Annotated in this window: 20 protein-coding genes; 13 read left to right on the forward strand and 7 right to left on the reverse strand. The window is 65.2% G+C overall.

The window, feature by feature from the left end; all coding sequences use genetic code 11:
- Window positions 1-64 precede the first annotated feature (64 nt).
- Window positions 65-910: an NAD-dependent epimerase/dehydratase family protein gene (locus tag E3T51_RS12955; RefSeq protein WP_134530187.1), complete on the reverse strand. Its 846-nt coding sequence runs from the start codon at window positions 908-910 to the stop codon at window positions 65-67.
- 29 nt (window positions 911-939) lie between these two features.
- On the reverse strand, window positions 940-1,944 hold the full coding sequence (locus E3T51_RS12960; RefSeq protein WP_134530188.1) for an aldo/keto reductase family protein: 1,005 nt from the start codon (window positions 1,942-1,944) through the stop codon (window positions 940-942).
- Between the two features lie 144 nt (window positions 1,945-2,088).
- On the opposite strand from E3T51_RS12960, the gene E3T51_RS12965 reads away from it, so the two are divergent.
- The 4 genes from E3T51_RS12965 to E3T51_RS12980 all read left to right on the forward strand — a co-directional run bounded on the left by E3T51_RS12965 (window position 2,089) and on the right by E3T51_RS12980 (window position 6,890).
- Complete coding sequence (locus E3T51_RS12965; RefSeq protein ID WP_134530189.1) at window positions 2,089-3,357, forward strand: ROK family transcriptional regulator; 1,269 nt, start codon at window positions 2,089-2,091, stop codon at window positions 3,355-3,357.
- Between the two features lie 23 nt (window positions 3,358-3,380).
- Window positions 3,381-4,658, forward strand: coding sequence for a multidrug effflux MFS transporter (locus E3T51_RS12970; protein WP_241989319.1), 1,278 nt, complete (start codon window positions 3,381-3,383; stop codon window positions 4,656-4,658).
- Window positions 4,659-4,803: 145 nt separating this feature from the next.
- A complete protein-coding gene (locus E3T51_RS12975; protein ID WP_166806469.1) occupies window positions 4,804-5,508 on the forward strand; it encodes a phosphatase PAP2 family protein in 705 nt (234 codons plus the stop codon).
- Window positions 5,505-6,890, forward strand: coding sequence for an NAD(P)/FAD-dependent oxidoreductase (locus E3T51_RS12980; RefSeq protein ID WP_134530190.1), 1,386 nt, complete (start codon window positions 5,505-5,507; stop codon window positions 6,888-6,890). The genes E3T51_RS12975 and E3T51_RS12980 overlap by 4 nt, the downstream gene beginning before the upstream one ends.
- A gap of 52 nt (window positions 6,891-6,942) precedes the next feature.
- Here E3T51_RS12980 and E3T51_RS12985 read toward each other — a convergent pair whose 3' ends face one another.
- The gene (locus E3T51_RS12985) at window positions 6,943-7,491 is read right to left on the reverse strand and encodes a hypothetical protein (protein ID WP_134530191.1); all 549 of its coding nucleotides are present in this window, start codon (window positions 7,489-7,491) and stop codon (window positions 6,943-6,945) included.
- Between the two features lie 199 nt (window positions 7,492-7,690).
- On the opposite strand from E3T51_RS12985, the gene E3T51_RS12990 reads away from it, so the two are divergent.
- From E3T51_RS12990 to E3T51_RS13000, 3 genes are read left to right on the forward strand one after another with little or no spacing between them, the layout of a single operon-like run.
- Window positions 7,691-9,064 carry a TrkH family potassium uptake protein gene (locus E3T51_RS12990; RefSeq protein WP_174844601.1) on the forward strand — a complete coding sequence of 458 codons (1,374 nt, stop codon included), beginning with the start codon at window positions 7,691-7,693 and terminating at the stop codon, window positions 9,062-9,064.
- Window positions 9,057-9,755 (forward strand): potassium channel family protein, encoded by a 699-nt coding sequence (locus E3T51_RS12995; RefSeq protein ID WP_134530193.1) that lies wholly within the window; start codon window positions 9,057-9,059, stop codon window positions 9,753-9,755. The genes E3T51_RS12990 and E3T51_RS12995 overlap by 8 nt, the downstream gene beginning before the upstream one ends.
- Window positions 9,752-9,979: a putative acetyltransferase gene (locus E3T51_RS13000; protein ID WP_134530194.1), complete on the forward strand. Its 228-nt coding sequence runs from the start codon at window positions 9,752-9,754 to the stop codon at window positions 9,977-9,979. Before E3T51_RS12995 ends, E3T51_RS13000 begins: the two co-directional genes overlap by 4 nt.
- Here the strand turns inward: E3T51_RS13000 and E3T51_RS13005 are convergent.
- The 4 genes from E3T51_RS13005 to pdhA form a co-directional block, all read right to left on the reverse strand.
- Entirely contained in the window at window positions 9,976-10,653 is a 678-nt protein-coding gene (locus E3T51_RS13005; protein WP_134530195.1) for a helix-turn-helix transcriptional regulator, read from the reverse strand. The genes E3T51_RS13000 and E3T51_RS13005 overlap by 4 nt on opposite strands.
- A gap of 62 nt (window positions 10,654-10,715) precedes the next feature.
- Window positions 10,716-11,981 carry a dihydrolipoamide acetyltransferase family protein gene (locus tag E3T51_RS13010; RefSeq protein WP_166806470.1) on the reverse strand — a complete coding sequence of 422 codons (1,266 nt, stop codon included), beginning with the start codon at window positions 11,979-11,981 and terminating at the stop codon, window positions 10,716-10,718.
- A 9-nt stretch (window positions 11,982-11,990) separates the two neighbouring features.
- Window positions 11,991-13,022 carry an alpha-ketoacid dehydrogenase subunit beta gene (locus tag E3T51_RS13015; RefSeq protein WP_104192549.1) on the reverse strand — a complete coding sequence of 344 codons (1,032 nt, stop codon included), beginning with the start codon at window positions 13,020-13,022 and terminating at the stop codon, window positions 11,991-11,993.
- A 14-nt stretch (window positions 13,023-13,036) separates the two neighbouring features.
- Window positions 13,037-14,113, reverse strand: coding sequence for a pyruvate dehydrogenase (acetyl-transferring) E1 component subunit alpha (pdhA, locus tag E3T51_RS13020; protein ID WP_134530196.1), 1,077 nt, complete (start codon window positions 14,111-14,113; stop codon window positions 13,037-13,039).
- A gap of 152 nt (window positions 14,114-14,265) precedes the next feature.
- On the opposite strand from pdhA, the gene E3T51_RS13025 reads away from it, so the two are divergent.
- The 6 genes from E3T51_RS13025 to E3T51_RS13050 all read left to right on the forward strand — a co-directional run bounded on the left by E3T51_RS13025 (window position 14,266) and on the right by E3T51_RS13050 (window position 22,432).
- Window positions 14,266-14,991, forward strand: a complete 726-nt coding sequence (locus tag E3T51_RS13025) for a helix-turn-helix transcriptional regulator (RefSeq protein ID WP_166806471.1) — start codon at window positions 14,266-14,268, stop codon at window positions 14,989-14,991.
- A gap of 145 nt (window positions 14,992-15,136) precedes the next feature.
- Window positions 15,137-18,925, forward strand: coding sequence for a nitrate reductase subunit alpha (locus tag E3T51_RS13030; RefSeq protein ID WP_134530198.1), 3,789 nt, complete (start codon window positions 15,137-15,139; stop codon window positions 18,923-18,925).
- The gene (gene narH / locus E3T51_RS13035) at window positions 18,925-20,592 is read left to right on the forward strand and encodes a nitrate reductase subunit beta (protein ID WP_104192553.1); all 1,668 of its coding nucleotides are present in this window, start codon (window positions 18,925-18,927) and stop codon (window positions 20,590-20,592) included. Before E3T51_RS13030 ends, narH begins: the two co-directional genes overlap by 1 nt.
- Window positions 20,589-21,314, forward strand: a complete 726-nt coding sequence (gene narJ, locus E3T51_RS13040; protein WP_241989320.1) for a nitrate reductase molybdenum cofactor assembly chaperone — start codon at window positions 20,589-20,591, stop codon at window positions 21,312-21,314. Before narH ends, narJ begins: the two co-directional genes overlap by 4 nt.
- Window positions 21,311-22,069, forward strand: coding sequence for a respiratory nitrate reductase subunit gamma (narI, locus tag E3T51_RS13045; RefSeq protein ID WP_134530199.1), 759 nt, complete (start codon window positions 21,311-21,313; stop codon window positions 22,067-22,069). Before narJ ends, narI begins: the two co-directional genes overlap by 4 nt.
- A gap of 9 nt (window positions 22,070-22,078) precedes the next feature.
- On the forward strand, window positions 22,079-22,432 hold the full coding sequence (locus tag E3T51_RS13050; RefSeq protein WP_134530200.1) for a DUF488 domain-containing protein: 354 nt from the start codon (window positions 22,079-22,081) through the stop codon (window positions 22,430-22,432).
- Window positions 22,433-22,517 lie beyond the last annotated feature (85 nt).

The raw sequence follows: 22,517 nt of genomic DNA on the forward strand, positions 1-22,517 counted from the left end.
TCACAGCAGTGAGCGGATGCCGGCGGTCAGGTACGAGCCCGGGTGAGCCATCAGCTTTGCAGAACTACACGTGGTCGCGCCAGCTGTGCTCGGGGGTGAAGCCGAGCATCCGCTTCGCCTTGTCGATCGATAACAGGGTCTCGTGTTCGCCGACCGCCCTGGCGACTTTGACGTGCGGAAAGACCTCGGCGGCCAGGCTCGCGCTCGATCGGCTCATGACCGTGTCGGCGGCCGCGATGATGAACGTCTCGAAGCCCGGCTGGGCCCGTTCGAGCGCCCGCAGCACGGCCTGGGCGCCGTCGCGACCGTCGATATAGCCCCACAGGTTCCACTTGCGCAGGGTGGCGTCGTCGTTAAATGCAGGGAAGGCCGCGTAGTCGTCCTCGTCCATCACGTTGGAGAAGCGCAGCGCCGTGATGCTCAAAAGTGGATCCCAGCGCACGAACTGGATGGCCATCTGCTCCTCGAGGTGCTTCACCAGCGAATACGTGCTCTCCGGTCGGGCCGGGTACTCCTCGTCGACGGGAATGTACGGCGGGTCGATGTCGAATGGCAGACCGAGGGTCGTCTCACTCGAGGCATAGACAATGCGCTTGATGCCCGCCCGCCGCGCCGCCTGAAACACGTTGAACGTCGCAAGCATGTTGTTGTGGAAAGTGGCCACATCGGGCAGAAGGCCAGGGGCCGGGATGGCCCCGAGATGAACGAGCGCGTCAAACCCGTCTGTGCGGTCGTCGATGCCGAACATCACGTCGATGACCTGGCCATAATCGGTCAGGTCGATCGTGGTGAAGCCATCACCGCGAGATCCCGCGCGGTCGAGGTTGGTGACGGCGTGACCCTCGTTGGTCAGGCGCGCGACAACGCTGCGCCCGAGCTTGCCACTGCCACCGGTGACGGCAATTCTCATGAGTACTCCCTAATTCTAAAAAGTGGGGCTTACACCTCGCGCTGCTCCGGCGAGGTGGTCTTGCGCGGGTCGAACTCGGCCAGGTCGCGCACGGCAGCATCGATCCTCGCCAGCACGTCAGCGTCGAGGTGCACACCGGCGGCCTTCACGTTGTCGGCGACCTGCTCGGGCCGGGAGGCCCCCATGATGGCGGATGCGACGTTCTTATTCGCCAGCACCCAGGCGAGCGCCAGCTGCGCCATGGTGAGGCCGAGCTCGTCGGCAATGGGGCGCAATTTCTGCACGCCGGTGAGCACCGGCTCGCTCATCCAACGCTTGATCATGTTGGCGCCACCCTGAGCATCCGTTGCCCGGCTGCCCGCGAGGGGCGCCTGACCCGGCAGGTACTTGCCGGTGAGTACGCCCTGAGCCACGGGGGACCAGACGATCTGCGAGACGCCGAGTTCTTCGGCGGCCGGAACCACCTCGGATTCAATCACGCGCCACAGCATCGAGTACTGCGGCTGGTTGGAGATCAGCTGAATGCCGAGGTCGGTGGCGAGGGCGTGGCCGGCGCGCAACTGCTCGGCGTTCCACTCGCTCACTCCGATATATAGAGCCTTGCCCTGGCGTACGACGTCGGCGAAAGCCTGCATCGTTTCCTCGAGCGGGGTTTCCACATCGTAACGGTGGGCCTGATAGAGGTCGACGTAATCCGTTTGCAGCCGGCTGAGCGAGCCGTCGATCGACTCGAGGATGTGCTTGCGGGAGAGGCCGGTGTCGTTGTGCCCCTTGGGGCCGGTCGGTCCGAAGACCTTGGTGAAGATTTCAAGGGACTGGCGGCGCTCACCGCGGAGGGCGTCGCCCAGCACCTGTTCGGCGACGGTATTGGCGTAGACGTCCGCGGTATCGAACGAGCTGATTCCGGCGTCGAGGGCCGCGCGCACGCAGGCCGTTGCGGTGTCATTCTCGATCTGGGACCCGTGGGTGAGCCAGTTGCCGTAGGTTATTTCCGAAACTTTCAATCCACTGTTGCCGAGATATCGAAACTCCATGACGTCCCTATCTGGCGCCTCGTGCCTGTCAGCGCCCTTGGTGATTTGTTGACATTGGCAACGTATCACCCGTCGGGCTTGTTCGGCGCAGTAACCTGACTTCTGACTAAAAAAGCGAGTGGGAGGCCGAGGGCAGTGGACGCCATGCAGGGCAATAACCATGACGATGTGCGCAGGCACAACCTGTCGATCATCCTGCGCCTCGTACACCGCGAGGGCGCAGCGTCGCGCGCCCAGCTCACCCGTCTGACCGGCTTGAACCGGTCGACGATCGGCGCTCTGGTCGCGGAACTGGTCGAACGCGGCCTGGTCGAGGAACGCACTCCCGACCCCACGAAGCTCGCCGGGCGACCGAGCCCGATCGTGGCGGCAAGCGACCGCGTCGTGGCCATTGCGGTGAATCCTGAAATCGACGCGATCACCGTGGGCGTTGTCGCCCTCAGTGGCGTTGTGCACCGGAGCATCCGCTTCGCCACGCCAACCACGCCGACGGCCGCAGAGGCGGTAGCTATTACGGCGGGCATCATTGCTGACCTGCGCCTCGGCCTCGGTGACTATTCCATAGTCGGACTGGGTGTGGCCGTGCCGGGCCTGGTGCGCGCCCACGACGGTCTGGTTCGCGACGCTCCACACCTCGGCTGGGTCGACGTACCGCTGTGCGAGATGCTGGCCGCGGTCACCGGTCTGCCCGTCGTGGCCGCCAACGACGCGAGCCTCGGCGTCACGGCGGAACGCTATTTCGGAGCGGGCCAGGGAATGGCCGATCTCATCTACCTCAATGGCGGCTCGAGCGGCATCGGTGGCGGCCTCGTCGTCGGGGGAGTTGCGGCCGGCGGACGGGCAGGCTACTCGGGGGAATTCGGGCACACCCGGGTCAGCGCCGGCTATCGCACCGACTCAGCCGGTATCGCCGGCACTCTCGAAGCCGAGGTAACCCGCGGCGCACTCCTCGAGGCGCTCGGCCTCTGCGCCGGCGAAACGGATGCGGACACCCTCGAACGCGCACTGCTCGCCTCAAACGCACCCGCGGTACGCGCCGAAGTGAATCGGCAGCTCGATTTTCTGGCCGTCGCCCTGGCCGGCGCTGTCAACATCCTCAACCCAGAACTCATCGTGCTGGGCGGCTTCCTCGCCGCGCTGTATGCCGTCGACCCCGGGCGCCTGACGCGCGCGGTAGCCGCGCTGACGCTCGGAACTGCGTTGGACGAGGTCAAGATCGCCCCCGCGGTCCTCGGCTCGAATCTGCTCCTGATCGGTGCCGCCGAACTGGCCTTCGAAACGCTGCTTCTCGATCCACAGTCCGAAAGTGGGAATAGTTCGGGTCTATCCCCGCTTAGCGTAAGGGCGGCCGGAAGTTCCCCCGCAGCCGTGTCGCCCGAAATCGCGCCGCCTGCCGCCAACCAGCCTTTTTAGACCAGCCAAGGACATCCGTTTTCGTGATTACTGCCAGTATCCCCGTGGTTAGCGCCGCGCAACTCGCCTCCACCGCCGCGCACCCCGGAGACAAACTGACTCGGCGCCAGCGCATCGTCTACATTCTTATTCTCGGGGCGCTCACGGCGCTCGGCCCGTTCACAATCGACCTTTATCTGCCGGCCTTTCCGACTCTGGAAAGCGAATTCGGCGTGTTGCCATCGGTCATTCAGCTCACCCTGACGGGAACCATGATCGGTTTTGGTTTCGGCCAGCTGGTTGTGGGGCCCTGGAGCGACAAGATCGGCCGACGGCTGCCGCTCATGCTCGCGACCGGTCTGCACATTCTCGCGTGCGTCGGCGCCGCCCTGTCGAACGACATCATCGTGCTCGCCATTTTCCGTGTGCTGCAGGGCTTCGGCGCCGCGGCCGGCGCGGTCGTGGCCATGGCCATGGTGCGCGACCTGTTCGGTGGCAAGCCGCTGGTCAAGATGCTCTCCCGCCTCGCGCTGGTCAGTGGCCTCGCGCCCGTTTTGGCGCCGGTCATCGGCTCGCAGCTGCTGCTCGTCATGAGCTGGCGCGGCATCTTCTGGGTGCTCGCCGCCTACGGCGTCATCGTGATTCTGGCCGTCGCCTTCTGGATCGTTGAAACCCTGCCCGAAAGCGCACGCCACGCGAACGGCCACAGCACTCTCGGCCAACGCTACAAAGCGGTACTGAGCGACCGCACCTTCGTGGGCGTCGCGATCATCGGGGCGATGACGTTCACCGGGTTGTTCTCGTACCTGTCGGCTTCGCCATTTCTGTTCCAGGACGTTTACGCGTTCAGTCCGCAGGAGTACGGCCTGCTGTTCGCCGTCAACTCCCTCGGCGTGGTCACCGGGGTGCAGCTGAGCTCGCGCCTGATGCACCGGTCCAACATTGGGCCACAGTGGATTCTTTCCGTCTCCACGGTTGTGCTGGTGATCACCGCCGGTGCGATTGTGCTGCTCGACCTGGCTGGTGCTGGGCTGTGGGGCATTCTGGTACCGCTCTGGTTCTTCATCGCGGCCTGCGGCTTCACGCTGCCGAGCGTGCAGGTCATCGCGCTCAACGCCCACGGACACGAGGCCGGAACCGCAGCCTCGTTGCTTGGCGCAGCCAACTTCGGTGTAGCCGGTCTGATCTCGCCGATTGTGGGACTGCTCGGAGTGGGCACGGCGATACCGATGGCATCCGTGATGGGCGTCACGGCCGTGATCTCCATACTTTCGCTCTGGCTGATTGTGCGCCCGCGCACCGTGCCGGCGCTCGACCGCTAGGCCGAGGCGCTCGCCGACCGGGCGCATGGTGTGACCCCAGGCCCAGTTTATAAACGGGGGCCGGGCCCCGTCCCCGATGGGGGAAGCGGATGGTGGCGACGGCATGCCGGGGCCCGATTGCGGGCCGCTCCTCTACGATGGCTGGATGACTAACCCGGAACGCGCCGCAGACCTCAAAGCTCGCCGCATTTCCCGTCGCTGGCCTGTCATCAGCGGGATCGCCGCCATGGCGTTGGCCGCCCTCCTCGGCCTCGTTGTGGTCGTGCGGGCCAACGGCGTCGCCCTCGAGGTTGACACCGAGTGGATGGACGAGATCATCGAGCATCGCTTGCCGATCTGGGAGATTCCGTCGCTGTTCATGAACGCGCTCGGCGGCGGCCTGTTCGGCGTTCTGATCGTGCCGCTCGTTATCACCCTCATAATCGTGCTGATCAAACGGCCGTGGGCGGCGGGATACTACGTCGTGGCCACGGTGCTGAGTGCGGGCTTCGTGCAGCTGCTGAAACAGGTCTTTGGACGGGCCCGCCCTGAAGACATGCTGGTCATGTCCGATTTCGGGTCGTTTCCTTCTGGCCATGTCGCCAACGCAGCTACCATGGCGGTGTGCCTCGCCATCATCTTTCCGCGGCTCTGGGTGGTGCTCGCCGGCACCATATACACGATCGTGATGCTGCTCAGCCGCACTTATTTGGGAGTGCACTGGCTCACCGACACCATCGGCGGGTTATTGCTCGGCGTTGGTGTCGCCATCGTGCTGTGGGCTCCGGTTGCCGCCAAACTCGATGGCGAACGTGACCTCGCCGCCCGGCGTCGACTCGAACGGCAGAGACAGAAAGAAGCCAGGTCGTGACGAAAGTCCGGCGCAACGGTGAGGTGTCGTTCTGGTGGGACCAGCTCGGTCGGTCAGCCCTGCGCGCGCCCCTGCCCGGATCGACGCGAGCCGATGTCGTCATCGTCGGCGCCGGTTACACCGGACTGTGGACGGCCTACTACCTCAAGAAGGCGGCACCGCAGCTGCGGGTCGTCGTATTGGAGGCGCGCTTTGCCGGCTTCGGCGCCTCCGGCCGGAACGGCGGCTGGCTGACCAACTCGGTCACCGGCGGCCGCGAGCAATACGTGAACAGCCATGGTCGCCTAGCCGCCGAACAGTTTCAAGCCGCCATGAACGACACGGTCGATGAGGTCATCCGGGTGGCGGCCTTCGAGGGCATTGACGCTGAAATCGTCAAGGGCGGTGAGTTCACGGTGGCCTACGACCCGGCGCAACAGCGTCGGCTGGAGCAGGTCGCCCGCGCCGAGCAGTCCTGGGCGCACACCGACGTTGAATTGCTCTCGAAAACCGCGGCGCAAAACCGCATCAACGTGGCGGGCACCACCGGCGGAATGTGGCATCCGCACTGCGCCCGCATCAACCCCGCCGCACTCGTCGCCGGACTGGCCCGTACGGTTGTGTCCCTCGGCGTGGAGATCTACGAAAACACCCCGGTGAGTGAGATCGCGCCGCATCGGGCAGTGACCACGGCGGGAACGGTCGACGCTTCGTTTGTTGTGCGCGCAACAGAGGGATTCACGACCAGCCTCAAGGGGCTGCACCGAACGTGGCTGCCCATGAACTCGTCGCTGATCGCGACGGAGCCGCTCGCGGCATCCGTTTGGGAGAGCATCGGCTGGTCGGGCCGGGAAACCCTCGGCGACATGGCACACGCCTACATGTACGCGCAACGCACGAGCGACGACCGCATCGCCATCGGCGGACGTGGCGTGCCGTACCGGTTTGGTTCCCAAACGGATGCCGACGGCCAGACCCCGCAGGCCACCATCGACGCGCTGCGCGAAATTCTAATGCGATTCTTTCCGGCGACGGCCAAAGCACGCATCGACCATTCCTGGTCTGGTGTGCTCGGCGTGCCGCGAGACTGGGCTGCGACCGTGGGCCTCGACCCGCAGACCGGACTGGCCTGGGCCGGCGGCTACGTGGGCACCGGCGTGGCCACCACGAATCTGGCCGGACGCACTCTGACCGATCTGATCCTCGGTCGAGACAGCGGCCTGGTAGCTCTGCCCTGGGTCAACCACCGGGTACGAGCCTGGGAACCCGAGCCGTTGCGCTGGCTCGCCGTCACCGCCCTCTACCGCGCCTATACACTGGCCGACCGAGCCGAGCTTGCCGGGCGTCGCACCACGTCACCGCTTGCGCGCGTGGCCGACGTCGTGTCGGGTCGGGGCCACTAGCCGGCCAGACAACCCTGGAAGTCGCCGGGGAAGCGTGCGGGGGGTACTAGATTCACAGACGAGCGGCGTGTCGAGTCCAGCGGTGCACCAGCTGCGGGTGGAGTCGCCCCAGTTCGGCCACGGTGAGCGGGTCGGGTGGTCGTACGACGGCCACCCCGAGAGTGTCGATAATGTTCTCCAGACCGGAGCGGGGCCAGACCTGGCCCCGCAGGCGGAGCAGTACGTCGCCGGTGGCGTCCAGCAGGTACAGATGAGGGAGGGTATCGACCATTCCGCTCTGATACAGATCGACGAGCACGACGCTGGCAATTTCGGCCGTATCAAACGAGGTCACGCGGCCCAGCAGGTTTCGGCTTTCCAAGCGCCCAGCCGTAACGGTCACGCACACTTTGCGGGCTTCGAGTACCGCGATTACGCCGAGAATGGTCAGACCGAACTGAACGGCAGCGACAAAGATCCATGCATCGGTGGGGATAGTGAGCCAATACAGCACGAGTAAAACCGGGACGAGCAACGACAGTGCAGCGATAAGCGACCGCTCGACCAGCCTGCGCCGCGGGCGCAAAACATGCCTGACTGCCGGCTCTAACCCCTCGCGCATCATGTGATCGTTTCACCCCTCGGGTTGAGTATCCCGTACATCGACCGGTATCTCGCGGCTACTTCGAGGGGGTAGACGAATCCGTCTGGAGCGAGTACCGTGCTGGATCGACGATTCAGGGGTAGCCCGCGGGGAGCGCACCCGGCGTAGAGTTGGCTCCGTGCACTCACGGGCCATCATCCGCGAACGCGGCAACACAATGAAGCAGCACCGGCTGCATCCGGCGCAGGTCGTCGTTTCCGGCTTCGCCCTGACCATTCTCGTTGGTACGGCGTTGTTGATGCTGCCGAACGCCCGGGTCGGGCCGGGCGGCGCATCGTTTCTGGAGGCCCTGTTTACCGCGACGAGCGCCGTGTGCGTCACCGGGCTGACCGTCGTCGATACGGCGGTGTACTGGACACCGTTTGGTCAGGTCGTAATTCTGTTGTTGATTCAAATCGGCGGGTTCGGCATCATGTCTTTCGCCTCGGTCGTCGGGCTCGCGATCGCCCGTAAGCTCTCCCTGCGCTCGCGCATCACGGCGGCCACCGAAACCAAGAGTGTCGGTCTCGCAGACGTGAAGGGGCTGGTGCTCGGCGTCGTGCGCATCTCCCTCGCGATCGAGGCCAGCGTGGCGTTGCTGCTCGCGCTGCGCTTTATGCTCGGCTACGGTGAGCCCGTCGGCCGGGCCGTCTGGCTGGGGGTGTTCCACTCGGTATCGAGCTTCAACAATGCCGGCTTCGCCCTGTTCAGCGACAATCTCATGGGGTATGCCACGGATGCCTGGATCTGCCTGCCGATTGCCGCCGCGGTCATTCTCGGCGGCCTCGGCTTTCCGGTGATAGTGCAGCTTCGGCGGCAACTGCGACCCCAGGGCCGGTATCCTCGACACTGGTTGAAGCGCGCTTGGTCGATTCGCACCTGGACCATGAATACCCGCATCGTGGTGGCCGGCACGCTCGTGCTCCTCGTTCTCGGAACGGTGTATATCACCGCCGTTGAATGGTCCAATCCGAAAACCCTTGGCCCGCTGGACTGGCCGGGCAAGCTCCTGGCCGGTTTCTTTCAATCGGTGCAGACCCGCACCGCCGGTTTCAACAGCGTCGACATCGGCCAGCTCGACTCCGCCACCCTTCTCGGTATGGACGTCCTGATGCTCATCGGTGGCGGACCGGCCGGAACCGCCGGCGGGATCAAAATCACGACGTTCGCCGTATTGTTCTTCATTATCTGGACCGAGGTGCGCGGCCAGGTCGCCGTCAACGTGTTCGGCAAGCGCCTATCCCGGGCAGTGCACCGTGAGGCCATCACGATTGCACTACTGGCCGTCGGCGTCATCATCGCCGCGACGACAGCGTTGATGCTCATGACGGACATCTCTCTGGATGCCCTGCTGTTCGAGACGATCTCTGCTTTTGCGACGGTGGGACTATCGACCGGGATCACCGCGGGGCTGCCCTGGGGCGGGCAGGTCATCTTGATTCTGCTCATGTTCATCGGTCGTCTCGGCCCGATCACCTTCGCGTCGGCCATCGCCCTGCGCGAGCGCCACACCACCTACGAACTTCCCAAGGAAAGGCCGATCATTGGCTAAATATTCGTTGTTCGGGCGTAGCGACCCAGCGCGCCTCGCCGAAGCTGAATCGGTCGTCGTCATCGGTCTCGGCCGGTTTGGCAGCGCGCTCGCCCTCGAACTCATGAAGAGTGGCACCGAGGTGCTCGGCATCGACGGCGACGAAGAGGTCGTGCAGATGCACAACCGGCTGCTCACCCATGTGGTGCGTGCCGACTCCACCAAGGAAGCAACCCTGCGGGAGCTGTCGGTGCCCGACTTCTCGAGCGTGGTCGTGGCCATCGGCGGCGATATCCAGGCGAATATCCTGACCGCTTCGCTGCTGCTCAAGCTGGGCATTGCAAACATCTGGGCCAAAGCGGTCAGCGACCCGCACGGCGAGATTCTCACCCAGCTCGGCGTCAACCATGTCATCTACCCGGAGAAAGACATGGGGAAGCGGGTTGCCCACCTGGTGCGAGGCGCCATGCAGGACTACATCGAGATCGGCGAGAACTTCGCGCTGGTCAAAACGGCCCCGCCGCGCGCGCTCATCGGCGTACCCCTCGGCCAGGCCAAGGTGCGTGCCCGCTACGGCATTACCGTCACGGCGTTTCACCGCCCCGGCGCCGGCTGGAGTTACACCGCGCTCGACACCGTGATCGAAGACGGCGACATCATTCTCATCGCTGGTGAGTCGGCACGAGTCGAAGAATACAGCCTGATGCGATGAGTTCCCCCTTTGTTTTTCTCGCGGATGCCCCGCTCGGCACTCGGGTGGTCGTGCGCACCAGGGTTCCGGGCGGGTATACCGATGCGCTGGGCTTTCTGCGCGGCCGCAGCGCGGCATCCGTGTCGGTGGAGACCAAGCGGGGATTGGTCACGCTCGCGATGGCCGACGTCGTGGCCGCGAAGGAAGTGCCGGCCGCGCCGCAGCCACGACCGCGACGGACCTAGCTTGGGTCGGGGGGAATGGCATCCCAGTCGCTGCCGAGATCAACGACGCAGAGGTGCGGGCCGACGAAGGGGCGCAGCTCCACCGCGCTGTCGTCGTGGCCGAGAGTGCGAGCCACCCGCTGGATGAGCCCGAGGTGTACGGCGCAGACCACGCCCGGGTTTTCTCGGGCGGCCTCGCGAAACGGGCAGGCCGTGAGCGCGATCGATTGCCTTGACTCATCGAGTTGGGGGGCGAATTCGAGCTGGTCGAGGAGCTCGACCAGGGGCGCGGGGCCCGCTCCGGTTGACGCTGCGAGGCCGCCGGTGAACGCCTCCGACCACTTCTCGCCGGCTCGGATGGCCCGGGCCCGGCCGCCATCGTCGTCTTCAGCGAGCACGCCGGCAAGGGCATGGCCGAGCTGATCGCGGGTGTCGGCGCGATCAGCTGTGACAGCGGTGAAGCGGATGCGTGGCCGACCGCGCTGGCCGGACCGCACGGGTTCTCGTTCAATGAGCCCGGCGGTCAGGAGCTGGTCGAGGTGAAACCGGGCAGTGGTGACGTGCAGGTTCATCCGCTCGGCAACGGCAGCCGCATCGAGTGGTTCGCTGGCGGCGGCCAGAAACTCGAGCACGCTGCGCCGGATCGGCGAGGCCAGCGCGGCATGCCAGGCGGGAGTGCGTTCTGCGGAGTCCACCCTACGAGACTAACCCGGATTTGTGAGCAATGGCATACTTTTAATCCCGCAGGGCAGGCCGGTTAGATGACGATGCGCAGCGGCTCTTCGAGCAGGGTCACGAGATCGCGCAGGAACGCTGCCGCGACAGCACCATCGAGTACTCGATGATCGACGGTCAGGGTGATCTTCACCGTCGGCACCGTCACGAGAACGCCGTCCCGCACTGCGGGTACGTCGCTCGCCGCGCCGATTGCCAGGATGCCGGCCTCTGGCGGGTTCAACACGGCGGTGAAGGAGTCGATGCCGAACATTCCGAGGTTGCTGATGGTGAAGGTTCCCCCCGACATCTGCGCGAGGGACAGGCTGCCGGTGCGGGCGAGACCGGCCAGGGCGCGGGTTTCGGTGGCGATGGCGCCGAGCGACTTCTGGTCGGCATCGGTGACGACGGGAACAAGCAGACCGTCATCGGTCGCGACCGCGACGCCGACGTTGACATGGTTGTGGCGCAGGATGACGCCGTCGCCCCAGGACGCGTTGACTTCGGGGTGCGCGCGTAGCGCGACCGCACTGGCGCGCACGAACAGGTCGTTCAGGCTGACCTTGGTGCCGAGCGCGGCGAGCGACTCGTTGACGTCGGCGCGGAAAGCGACGAGGCGTTCAACGTTGACGACGCTGGTGAGGAAGAAGTGCGGAACGGCCTGGCTCTCGGTGAGCCGGCGGGCCGTGACGGCGCGAATGCGGCTGACGGGCACGGAGACGGAGTCGGTCGAAACGGCGGCCGGTGCGGGCTGGGCCGGCGCTGCGGTCCGAGGCGCTGTCGAGGCAGCGGATGCTGTGGCCTCCTGGGCTACGATTGCCCGGTCGACGTCGGTGCGGGTGATGCGGCCCTGCGGCCCGGTGCCCACGATGGCGTGCAGGTCGATACCGTGCTCGCGGCCGATTTTGCGGGCCAGCGGCGAGGTGCGCAGTTCACCCGTCTGGGTTGCCGTGGGCGTGGGGGCATCTGTCGGGGGAGTTGCTGCGGGAGTCGCTGCGGGTGTTGTTGGGACAGCCACAGCCACAGGGGCCGCTGCCGGAGCTGCCGGAGCTGCGCCTTCAGCGACGATGTTGCTGCCGTCTCCGATGCGCGCGACCGGTGCACCGATCGGTACGAGTTCCCCGGCCACGACGAGCAACTGCTCAAGAATGCCGTTGTCGAAGGCTTCGAGGTCCATCGTGGCCTTGTCGGTTTCGATTTCGGCGAGTACGTCGCCCTTGTGAATCTCGTCACCGACCTGCTTCATCCAGCGACTGAGTTCGCCCTCCTCCATGGTGTCGGAGAGACGGGGCATAATGACGTCGGGCATGGCCGGCTCCTAGTTGTCGTTCGGGGTAGATGAAATATTGAGTACCTCGCGCACGACCTTGGCGAGGTCGGCGGCGCTGGGCAGGGCGGCCTTCTCGAGGGATTTTGCGTAGGGGAGCGGCACCTCGGCGGCGGCGACGCGACGCACCGGGGCGTCGAGAAAGTCGAAGACTCCCTCGCCGATGGTCGCCGAGATCTCGGCGCCGATGCCGTAGCTGAGCCAGTCATCTTCGAAGACGACGGCGTGGCCGGTCTTCTTCACCGAGGCGCAGATGGTGTCGCGGTCGAGCGGCCGCAGGCTGCGGAGGTCGACAACCTCGATCGACAGGCCCTCGGCTTCGAGCTGGCGAGCTACCTCGAGGGCGGTCGTGGTGCCGCGCGAGTAGCTCACGATGGTGAGGTCGGTGCCGGTCTTGACGACAGCGGCCTTGCCGATCTCGGCGATCTGCTCGCCGTCGGGAACTTCACCCTTGGCGCTATAGAGCGAGAGGTTCTCTAAGAAGATCACCGGGTCGTCGTCGCGAATGGCAGCGGTGAGGAGCGCCTTGGCGTCGGCCGGGGTCGACGGGGCGACGACCTTGAGTCCCGGAATGTGCGCGTACCAGACCTCGAGGTTCTGCGAGTGGGTCGCGGCAAGCTGCTGCCCACCACCACCGGGCATGCGGATGACCAGTGGAATAGAGACCTGACCGGCAAACATCGACCGCATCTTGGCCGCGTGGTTCACGATCTGGTCGATCGCGATGAGGCTGAAGTTGATGGTCATGATCTCGACCACCGGGCGCATGCCGAGCATCGCGGCCCCGAGGGCTGCGCCCACGAAACCCTCTTCGGCGATCGGGGCGTCGAGCACCCGATCGGGTCCGAAATCTTCAAGCAGTCCGGCAGTGATCTTATACGACCCCTCGAAAATGCCGATCTCTTCACCGATGAGGAAGACCTTGTCGTCACGTTCAAGCTCGGCGCGCAAAGTTTCGTTGAGCGCCTGGCGGTAGGTGATCGTGCGGGTGGTGGCTACTTCGGTGTTCACGATTTCAGTCATCACGGGTTCATTCATCACAGTGCGTCCATAACGGGTTCTCCGGGCAAAGCGGCGGGCATATTTGCTACCGCGGTCGCGTATACATATTTGAACAGGTCATCAACGTCGGGCTCTGGGCTCTCGTCGGCGAAAACGACAGCCTCGGAGACCCGCACGTCGGCGGCCTCGTCGATGGCGGCGGCATCCGTTTCGCTGAACACGCCGGCGGCGATCAGCTTGGCGCGAAAGCTCGGTACCGGGTCGGACTGCTGGGCGATGGTCGTGTCTTCGCTCGAGCGGTATCGGGCCGGGTCGACCACGGAGTGGCCGCGCAACCGGTAGCACATGACCTCGAGCAGCACCGGCTGGCGCGACTCGCGGGCCTGCCGGAGTGCATCGCGGGCGGCGTCGCGCACGGCAAGAACGTCGTCGCCGTCGACCCGCACGCCGGGCATGCGGTACGACGCGGCGCGCTTGTACAGTTCCGGTTCAGCGGATGCTTTCTCGACGGTTGTTCCCATGCCGAGGCCGTTGTTGACGATCACGTAGACAATTGGAAGTTTCCACAGCCCGGCCAGGTTGAGCGATTCGTGGAACGCGCCAATGTTGGTGGTGCCGTCACCGAGCAGGCACATCACGGCCGCAGCGTCGGGGCCAGCCGCTTCCTGATTTTTCAAAGCGAGCGCGGCGCCGGTCGCCGGGGGAATTTGCCCGCCGACGATGCCATAGCCGCCGAGCAGGCGCGTTTCAGCGTCGAACAGGTGCATCGAGCCGCCGCGTCCGCCCGAGACGCCGGTGACTTTGCCGAACAGTTCGGCCATGACCCGATCGGGCGACAACCCGCGCAGCAGCGCATAGCCGTGGTCGCGATAGCCGGTGAACAGATAATCACGGGCCTCGATAGCGGCCATCAGGCCGACCACCGTGGCTTCTTCGCCGAGGTTCAGGTGGCAGTAGCCGCCGATCTTGGCCCGGGCATACATCTCGCTGGAGCGCAACTCGAAGGCTCGCACCAACGACATCTGTTCGTAATAGTCACGCAGAGTGTCGGCGGGTTCACCGCCCGTGGACTCGACTGCTGACTCCGGTCGCGTGCGGGCTTTTGCCGCCATGTGATCCCACTTCCTGCGTGCTTTGTTTGACAAGACTAATACCGTGTGCTGAATATTTTCTTTTCTGACCGTGCAGCGGAAGGATCTGCGGGGAGAAAGCGAGAAACTGACCGATTCTGCTGCCGCCCAGCATGAGAGCCCATAATGGAGTCATGGCCGCCCAACCCCCGAGTTACAAAACGCTCGCCAGTCTGAGCCGCATGAACCTGCTCTACCAGTTGCAAAGCCGCGGAACGATGACCGTGAACGACCTCGCCGAAGCCGCCGGCCTGCACCACAACACGGCCCGCGAACACCTCGACCGCCTGATCAACGAAGGTTTCGTAACCTGCGCGCCCGAGACGCGCGACAGCAAGGGTCGTCCCAAGATGCTGTACAGCGCAGCGGACGGAGCCAGCACCGAGTTGGGGTCGATTCGCAGCCGAAAGATCGAGGCGGCACAGGAGCGTGCCGACCAGCTGCGACGGATGCTGCCGCTGCTGCCCGCCGGCCAGAGGCTGGCTGGCTGCTCCGGTCCGGCTGCGCAACGGCAGCTCGATGCGCTCGACGACCACCTCGACCAGGCCGGCTTCGACGCCAGCATCGCCGCGAACCGCGAACAACTCAACCTGCATGACTGCCCGTACTCCGAGATGGTCAAGGAACACCCCGAGGTCTGCGGCGTGCACTATCGCTTGATTCAGGGAGTGCTCGAGCAGGCCGACGGCCCGCTACGAGCCGTGGGCCTGAACCTTATCGACGCCCCGCACCTGTGCGTGATCGACGTGGTAGCCATGTCCGCTCCAGCCGACGACGTGCCTGCTGGGCGCGCTCAGGGCATAACTCCTGCAATTTCTGCGGCATCGCGCGCTCAACCTCGGAATCACGCGACACACTAACTGGCGGCTCGCGATTTGCAGGAGTTATGCGCCCGGGCAAATCATTATTAACGGCATTTCGCGGTTGTAGCCCTTTTGCCCAGCGGCAAAGCTTATTTCGAGGGTGAGTGCCGCAGCGGCACTCCCCGGCAGGTAAGGGACAGCCGTGAAAAAGCGCACAAACACCAGCACCAGCGTTTCAACCAGCGCCGCGACCAAGCCAGGCACCGATGGTCCGGTCGCCGACTCACTGATCAAGCTCGGCCGTTTTCTGCGCCGCGGTGAAACCAGCGAAGACCTGCGTAGCGTGTTCAAGAACGGCGGCCGCGCCGCTGACTCGTTCTACCGTGACCGCTGGACCCACGACAAAGAGGTGCGCAGCACCCACGGTGTGAACTGCACCGGCAGCTGCTCGTGGAAGGTGTACGTCAAAGACGGCATCATCACCTGGGAGACCCAGCAGACCGACTATCCCAGTGTCGGCCCGGACAGCCCCGAATACGAACCCCGCGGCTGCCCCCGCGGCGCAGCGTTCAGCTGGTACACCTACTCGCCCACCCGGGTGCGCTACCCCTACGTGCGCGGTGTACTGCTGAACCTCTTCCGCGAAGCGAAGGCCCGCCTGGGCGACCCCGTGCTGGCCTGGGCGGAGATCACCGGTAACCCCGAGACCGCAAGGCAGTACAAGAGTGCCCGCGGCCAGGGCGGACTGGTGCGGGCCAGCTGGGATGAGGCCGCCGAAATCGTTGCTGCCGCCCACGTGCACACCATCAAAAAGTACGGCCCGGACCGGGTTGTGGGCTTCAGCCCGATTCCGGCCATGTCGATCGTGTCGCAGGGTGTCGGCAACCGCTTCATCTCGCTGCTCGGCGGCACCATGCTCTCGTTCTACGACTGGTACGCCGACCTGCCCGTGGCCAGCCCGCAGGTGTTCGGTGACCAGACCGACGTGCCAGAGTCGGCCGACTGGTGGAACTCGAGCTACCTCATCATGTGGGGCTCCAACGTTCCCGTCACCCGCACCCCCGACGCGCACTTCATGGTCGAAGCCCGCTACCGCGGCCAGAAGGTCGTCACCGTTTCGCCCGACTACGCCGACAATTCCAAGTTCGCCGACGAATGGCTCGCCGCGCATCCAGGCACCGACGGCGCCCTCGCCCTCGCCATGGGCCACGTCGTGCTCAAGGAATTCCTGGTCGACCGGCGCACGCCGCGCTTCGTCGAATACATGAAGAAATTCAGCGACTCCTCCTACCTGATCGCGCTCACCCCGCGCCAGGACGCCTGGGTCCCCGGCAAGTTCCTCACGGCTGACGCGCTGCCCGGCACCGACGCATCCGTGTCGAGCGCCGCGTTCAAAACCGTCATGCTCGACGAGAACGCCGAACCGTTCGTGCCGAACGGTTCGATCGGGCACCGGTTCAGCGAGGTCGACAAGGGCAAGTGGAACCTCGACCTCGAGGACCGCGACCCGCTGCTCTCCATAGCGGATGCCCCCGACTACGACGGTCGCGCAGTGGCGATCGACCTGCCCCGCTTCGACATCACGCCCGACGCTGAGCACGATACCGCGGGTCAACAGCACGCCGGAGCGGCCGGAATCGTGCGCCGCGGCGTGCCCGTTCGCGTCGTCGCCGGTGTGCTGGTGACGACGGTATTCGACCTGCTGCTCGCGCAGTACGGCGTCGGCCGCCCGGGCCTGCCGGGCGAGTGGCCCACCGGTTATGATGACGCGTCGACGCCGGGCACCCCGGCCTGGCAGGAAGAGATCACCTCGGTGCCGTGGCAGGCCGCCGCGCGTATCGGTCGTGAATTTGCGCAGAACGCCGAGGACTCGCAGGGCCGGTCGATGATTCTGATGGGCGCGGGCACCAACCACTGGTTCCACTCCGACACCATCTACCGTGCGTTTCTCGCGCTCACCACCATGACCGGCTGCCAGGGCGTGAACGGTGGCGGCTGGGCCCACTATGTCGGCCAGGAGAAGGTGCGCCCGCTCACCGGCTACGGCCAGTATGCGTTCGGCCTGGACTGGGTGCGCCCGCCGCGCCAGATGATCGGCACCGGGTTCTTCTACCTCGCCACCGACCAGTGGCGCTATGACGGCCTCAGCGCCGACACCCTGGCGAGCCCGCTCGGCACCGGGATATTCAAGGGACGCACCACCGCGGACACCATGGTCGAATCGGCCAAACGCGGCTGGATGCCCAGCTACCCCACCTTCAACCGCAACTCGCTCGACCTGGTCGACGATGCGGCCGCTGCGGGCGTCGAACCGGCCGAATACGTTGTTGATTCGCTCAGGGACGGTTCGCTCGAGTTCTCCTGCGAAGACCCCGACGCCCCCGAGAACTTTCCGCGCGTGCTCGTGGTGTGGCGGGCCAACGTGCTCGGCTCCTCGGGCAAGGGCAACGAGTATTTCCTCAAGCACCTGCTCGGGGCGCCCTCCGCGGTGCGCGCCGTCGAATCGATGCCGGCTCGCCGCCCGAAAACCATGAAATGGCATGAGAGCGCGCCGGAGGGCAAGCTCGACCTCATGGTCACGAGCGACTTCCGCATGACGAGCACCACGATCTACAGCGACGTGGTCTTGCCGCCGGCCACCTGGTATGAGAAGAACGATCTCTCGACGACGGACATGCATCCGTTTATTCACTCGTTCAACCCGGCCATTGCGCCGCCGTGGCAGTCGAAGACCGACTTCGACATCTTTCACGTTCTCGCCGCGAAGATCTCAGAGATGTCGGTGACTCACCTCGGTAAGCGTAAGGACCTGGTCGCTGCTCCCCTGCAGCACGACACCCCAGACGGCATGGCCACCCCGCACGGCACCGTGCTGAACGACCAGCCGCTCATTCCCGGGGTCACCATGCCAAAGCTCGTCGTCGTCGAACGGGATTACCCGGCCTTCGCCGCGCAGCTCGGCGCGCTCGGACCGCTCACCGAAAAACTCGGCATGGTCACCAAGGGCGTGAAATTCAACCCGGACGTAGAGGTCGCCTACCTCGGTAAGAAGAACGGCCTGGTGCCCAGTGGGCCGGCCGCTGGCCGCCCGCGCCTGTCGACGGCGATCCACGCCTGCGAAATGGTCCTTGCCCTCTCGGGCACCACCAACGGTCGCCTCGGCACCCAGGGCTTTCGGCAGCTCGAGGAACGCACCGGCGTCAAGCTGGCCCAACTGGCCAGCGACAACGAGGGCCGCCGATTCAGCTACCCGGATGTTCAGGGCGCGCCGGTTCCGGTGCTCACCTCCCCGGAATGGTCGGGCTCAGAGCACGGTGGTCGCCGCTACAGCGCCTTCACCATCAACGTCGAGCACCTGAAGCCCTGGCACACCCTCACCGGCCGTCAGCACTTCTACCTCGACCACGACTGGATGATCGAGCTCGGCGAGCAGCTGCCGATTTTTCGGCCGCCGCTGGACATGCACCGATTGTTCGACGACTCGATCGTCGGCGCGACGACCGCGACCGGGGCAGCGGGCTCTGCCGGCCACGCCGAGGTCGCCGTGCGCTACCTCACCCCGCACTCGAAGTGGTCGATCCACTCCGAATATCAGGACAACCTGCTCATGCTGTCGCTCTCGCGTGGCGGGCCGACCATCTGGATGAGCCCGCAGGACGCCGACAAGATCGGTGTGCGCGACAACGAGTGGATCGAGTCGTACAACCGCAACGGCGTCGTCGTGGCGCGAGCAATCGTTTCGCACCGCATGCCGGAAGGCACCGTGTACATGTACCACGCGAAGGACCGCACCATCAACGTGCCGGTCGCTGAAACCAGCGGTATGCGCGGTGGCACCAACAACTCGCTCACCCGCATCCTCTTGAAACCGTCTCACCTGATCGGCGGCTACGCCCAGCTGTCCTTCGCCTTCAACTACCTCGGCCCGACCGGGAACCAACGCGACGAGGTCACCGTGATTCGTCGTCGCAGCCAGAAAGTGGACTACTAATGCGTGTTATGGCCCAGATGTCGATGATTATGAACCTCGACAAGTGCATCGGGTGTCACACCTGCTCCGTCACCTGCAAGCAGGTGTGGACCAACCGCACCGGTGTCGAGTACGCCTGGTTCAACAACGTGGAGACCCGGCCCGGCATCGGTTACCCGCGCGAATATGAAAACCAGGAGAAGTGGAAGGGCGGCTGGGTGCGTAACAAGCGCGGCCGCCTGCAGCTAAAGGCCGGCGGACGGCTGAAGAAGCTCTCGCAGATCTTCAACAACCCCAACCTGCCGCAAATCGACGACTATTACGAGCCGTGGACCTACGACTACGACATGCTCACCACCGCCCCGGCCGGCACCCAAAGCCCGGTCGCACGCCCGAAGTCGCTGTTGACCGGCCACGATATGGACATCAAGTGGTCAGGCAACTGGGACGACAACCTCGGCGGCTCGCAGGAGACCGCCGCGCAGGACCCGATTCTCGCGACCATGAGCGAGCACGTGAAGATGGAGTTCGAAGAGACCTTCATGTTCTACCTGCCGCGAATCTGCGAGCACTGCCTCAACCCCGCCTGCGTGGCGGCCTGCCCCTCCGGTGCCATGTATAAGCGTGAAGAAGACGGCATCGTGCTCGTGGACGAAGACGGATGCCGCGGCTGGCGCATGTGCGTCTCCGCCTGCCCCTATAAGAAGGTGTACTTCAACCACAAAACAGGCAAGGCCGAGAAGTGCACGCTCTGCTACCCGTTGATCGAGCAGGGTAAGCCCACCATCTGCTCCGAAACCTGTGTCGGACGCCTGCGCTACCTGGGCCTCATGCTCTACGACGCCGACGCGGTGCTCGCCGCGGCCTCGATCGAAAATGACCAGGACCTGCAGGGCGCCCAGCGCGCCTGCTTTCTCGACCCGTTCGACCCCGAGGTCATCGCCGCTGCCAAGGCGGAGGGCATGGCCGATGACTGGATCGAAGCCGCCCAGAACAGCCCCATCTACAAGCTCATCTCCGAGTACGAGATCGCCCTGCCGCTGCACCCGGAATACCGCACCATGCCCATGGTCTGGTACATCCCCCCGCTCTCCCCGGTGGTCGACGTCGTGAGCAACTCCGGTAGCGACGGGGAAGACGCCCGTACCCTGTTCGCCGCGATCGACAAGCTGCGCATCCCGGTGGAATACCTCGCCGGACTGTTCTCGGCCGGCGACGTTGTTCCGGTCGAGCTGTCGCTGCGCAAGCTCGCCGCGATGCGCGCCTATATGCGTGACATCAACCTCGGCAACGAGCCCGACGAGCGCATCCCGAACGCGGTCGGCATGACCGGTGAGACCATCCAGGCCATGTACCGGCTGCTGGCCATCGCCAAGTACGAAGACCGCTACGTCATTCCCAAGGCCCACGTCGAGACCGCACGGGAGCTCGAAGAGCTCGGCTGCTCGCTCGACACCGACGGCGGCCCCGGCATGGGCGGGCCCGGCTCTGCCGGGCACAGTGGCCCCTACGGCAATACCGTCGGTATGCCGCTCGGCGCCACGGTCGACAACTACAACACGATGACCGGGCGCCCGAGTGCGACCGCACCGACCACCCCGGGCCGGGTCAACCTGCTCAACTGGAACGGTAACGGAGCGCCCCAGGGCATGTTCCCGCCGATAGCGGATGCCGGGAGCCCCGCATGAGTGTCGGCACCCTCGGCGCACGGATGAACTTCGGCTTTCGGGCGCCCAAGACGGCTCCGCGAGCAATCGCGGCCGTTCCGCTGACGCCCGAGCAGGGGGTGATCGCGCACATGGCGGCATCGATTCTGCTCGACTACCCCACGCCCGAGCGGCGGGCGCAGTTTTCGCTGGTGGAGGCATCCGTTGCGGATCTGCCCGGCGAGCTGCGCCGCAGCTTTGCAGCGTTCTTCACGGCGGTCAACCCGCTCAGCGAGCAAGAGCTTGAAACGCACTTCACCGCGACCTTCGACCTGAAACGCAAGTGCTGCCCGTACCTCACCTATTACGCGGCCGGCGATACCCGCCGCCGCGGTATGGCACTGGTGCGGTTTGTCGAGGCTTACCGGGCGGCCGGCTGGCAGGTGGATGCCGACGAACTGCCCGACTACCTGCCGATGGTGCTGGAATTCTCGGCGCTGTCGGACTCCCCGATCGCGCAGGAGATGCTCGCCGCGCACCGGGACGGCATCGAGGTCTTGTGCACGGCGCTCGCCAAGTTCGACAGTCCCTATGCCCGCGTCGTGGAGGCGGTGTCGCTGTCGTTGCCCGTGATCGACGACGAGACCCGTGAACGCTACCTCAACCTCGTGAACGAGGGGCCGCCGACCGAGACGGTCGGCATGACCTACCTCGGCAATCTGAAGCCGTTTTCCGCGCACGCGAATGAAGATGTGAGAATATGACCGCCTGGGATTATCTGCTCTGGGTCGCCTTTCCCTATGCCGCTTCTGGCGTGTTCGTGGTCGGCCACCTGCTGCGCTACCGCTACGACCAGTTCGGCTGGACCTCGCGGTCGAGCCAGACCTACGAGAACCGGCTGCTGCGGTGGGGGTCGCCCATGTTCCACTACGGCATCCTCATGGTGATCGGCGGGCATGTCGTCGGCTTGTTCATTCCCAAGCCCTGGCTGGAATTCTTCGGCGTGACCGAGCACATGTACCACCTCGGTGCCACCTGGCTGGGCAGTTTCGCGGCCGTGCTCACCGTTGCCGGGCTCGCCATCCTGATCTACCGGCGTCGCCTGACCAAACGGGTGTTGCTCGTGACAACGGTGATGGACAAGGTTATGTATGTGTTCCTGGCCAGCACGATCACCTTTGGCACAACGGCCACCGTGCTGTACCAAATCTTTGGTGGCGGCTATGACTATCGAGGGTCGATCTCACCCTGGATTCGGTCGCTGTACAGCCTGCAACCCGACCCGTCGCTCATGAGCGATGTGCCGTTCTTCTTTCAACTGCACGTGCTCACGGCGACCGCTCTGTTTCTGCTGTGGCCCTTCACCCGGCTGGTGCACGTGTTCTCGGCGCCGCTCGGCTACCTCGTGCGCCCCTACGTGGTGTACCGTTCCCGCGACAACCCTCGTGGTGCCGGATCGCGCCCGCCACGCCGGGGCTGGGAGAAAAGCGAGCGCCCGCTGGAGCGTTCGAGAAAGTAGTCTTTTTTTATGGTGCGGATCAAGAGGGCGTATGAGGCGGCATCCGCTGACGATGGATGCCGGGTGCTGGTTGATCGACTCTGGCCGCGCGGTGTCTCCAAGGAGAGCGCCGAGCTCGATGAGTGGCTGAAAGAGGTCGCGCCGTCACCCAGGCTGCGCACCTGGTGGAAGCACGACCCGAAGCGTATGGACGAGTTCGCCGTGCGGTACCGCGCCGAACTCGACGGCAATCCGGAGACCCAGGCGGCCGTCGTAGAGCTTCGGGCGCTTGCCGCGGCCGGCGTGACGACCTTGATCTATGGCGCCAAGGACCCCCAGGTGAACCATGCTCGGGTGCTCGCCGAATACCTTCAGGAGAAGTAGACGCCCGCGGTCACATTCCGCTCGAAGGAATACTGTGCCCCCGTTGCGCCTTGGGGCTAGAGGCGCCTGCACGCGGCGGTGGAAT

Source organism: Cryobacterium serini (assembly GCF_004404025.1).
Taxonomy (GTDB): Bacteria; Actinomycetota; Actinomycetes; order Actinomycetales; family Microbacteriaceae; genus Cryobacterium; species Cryobacterium serini.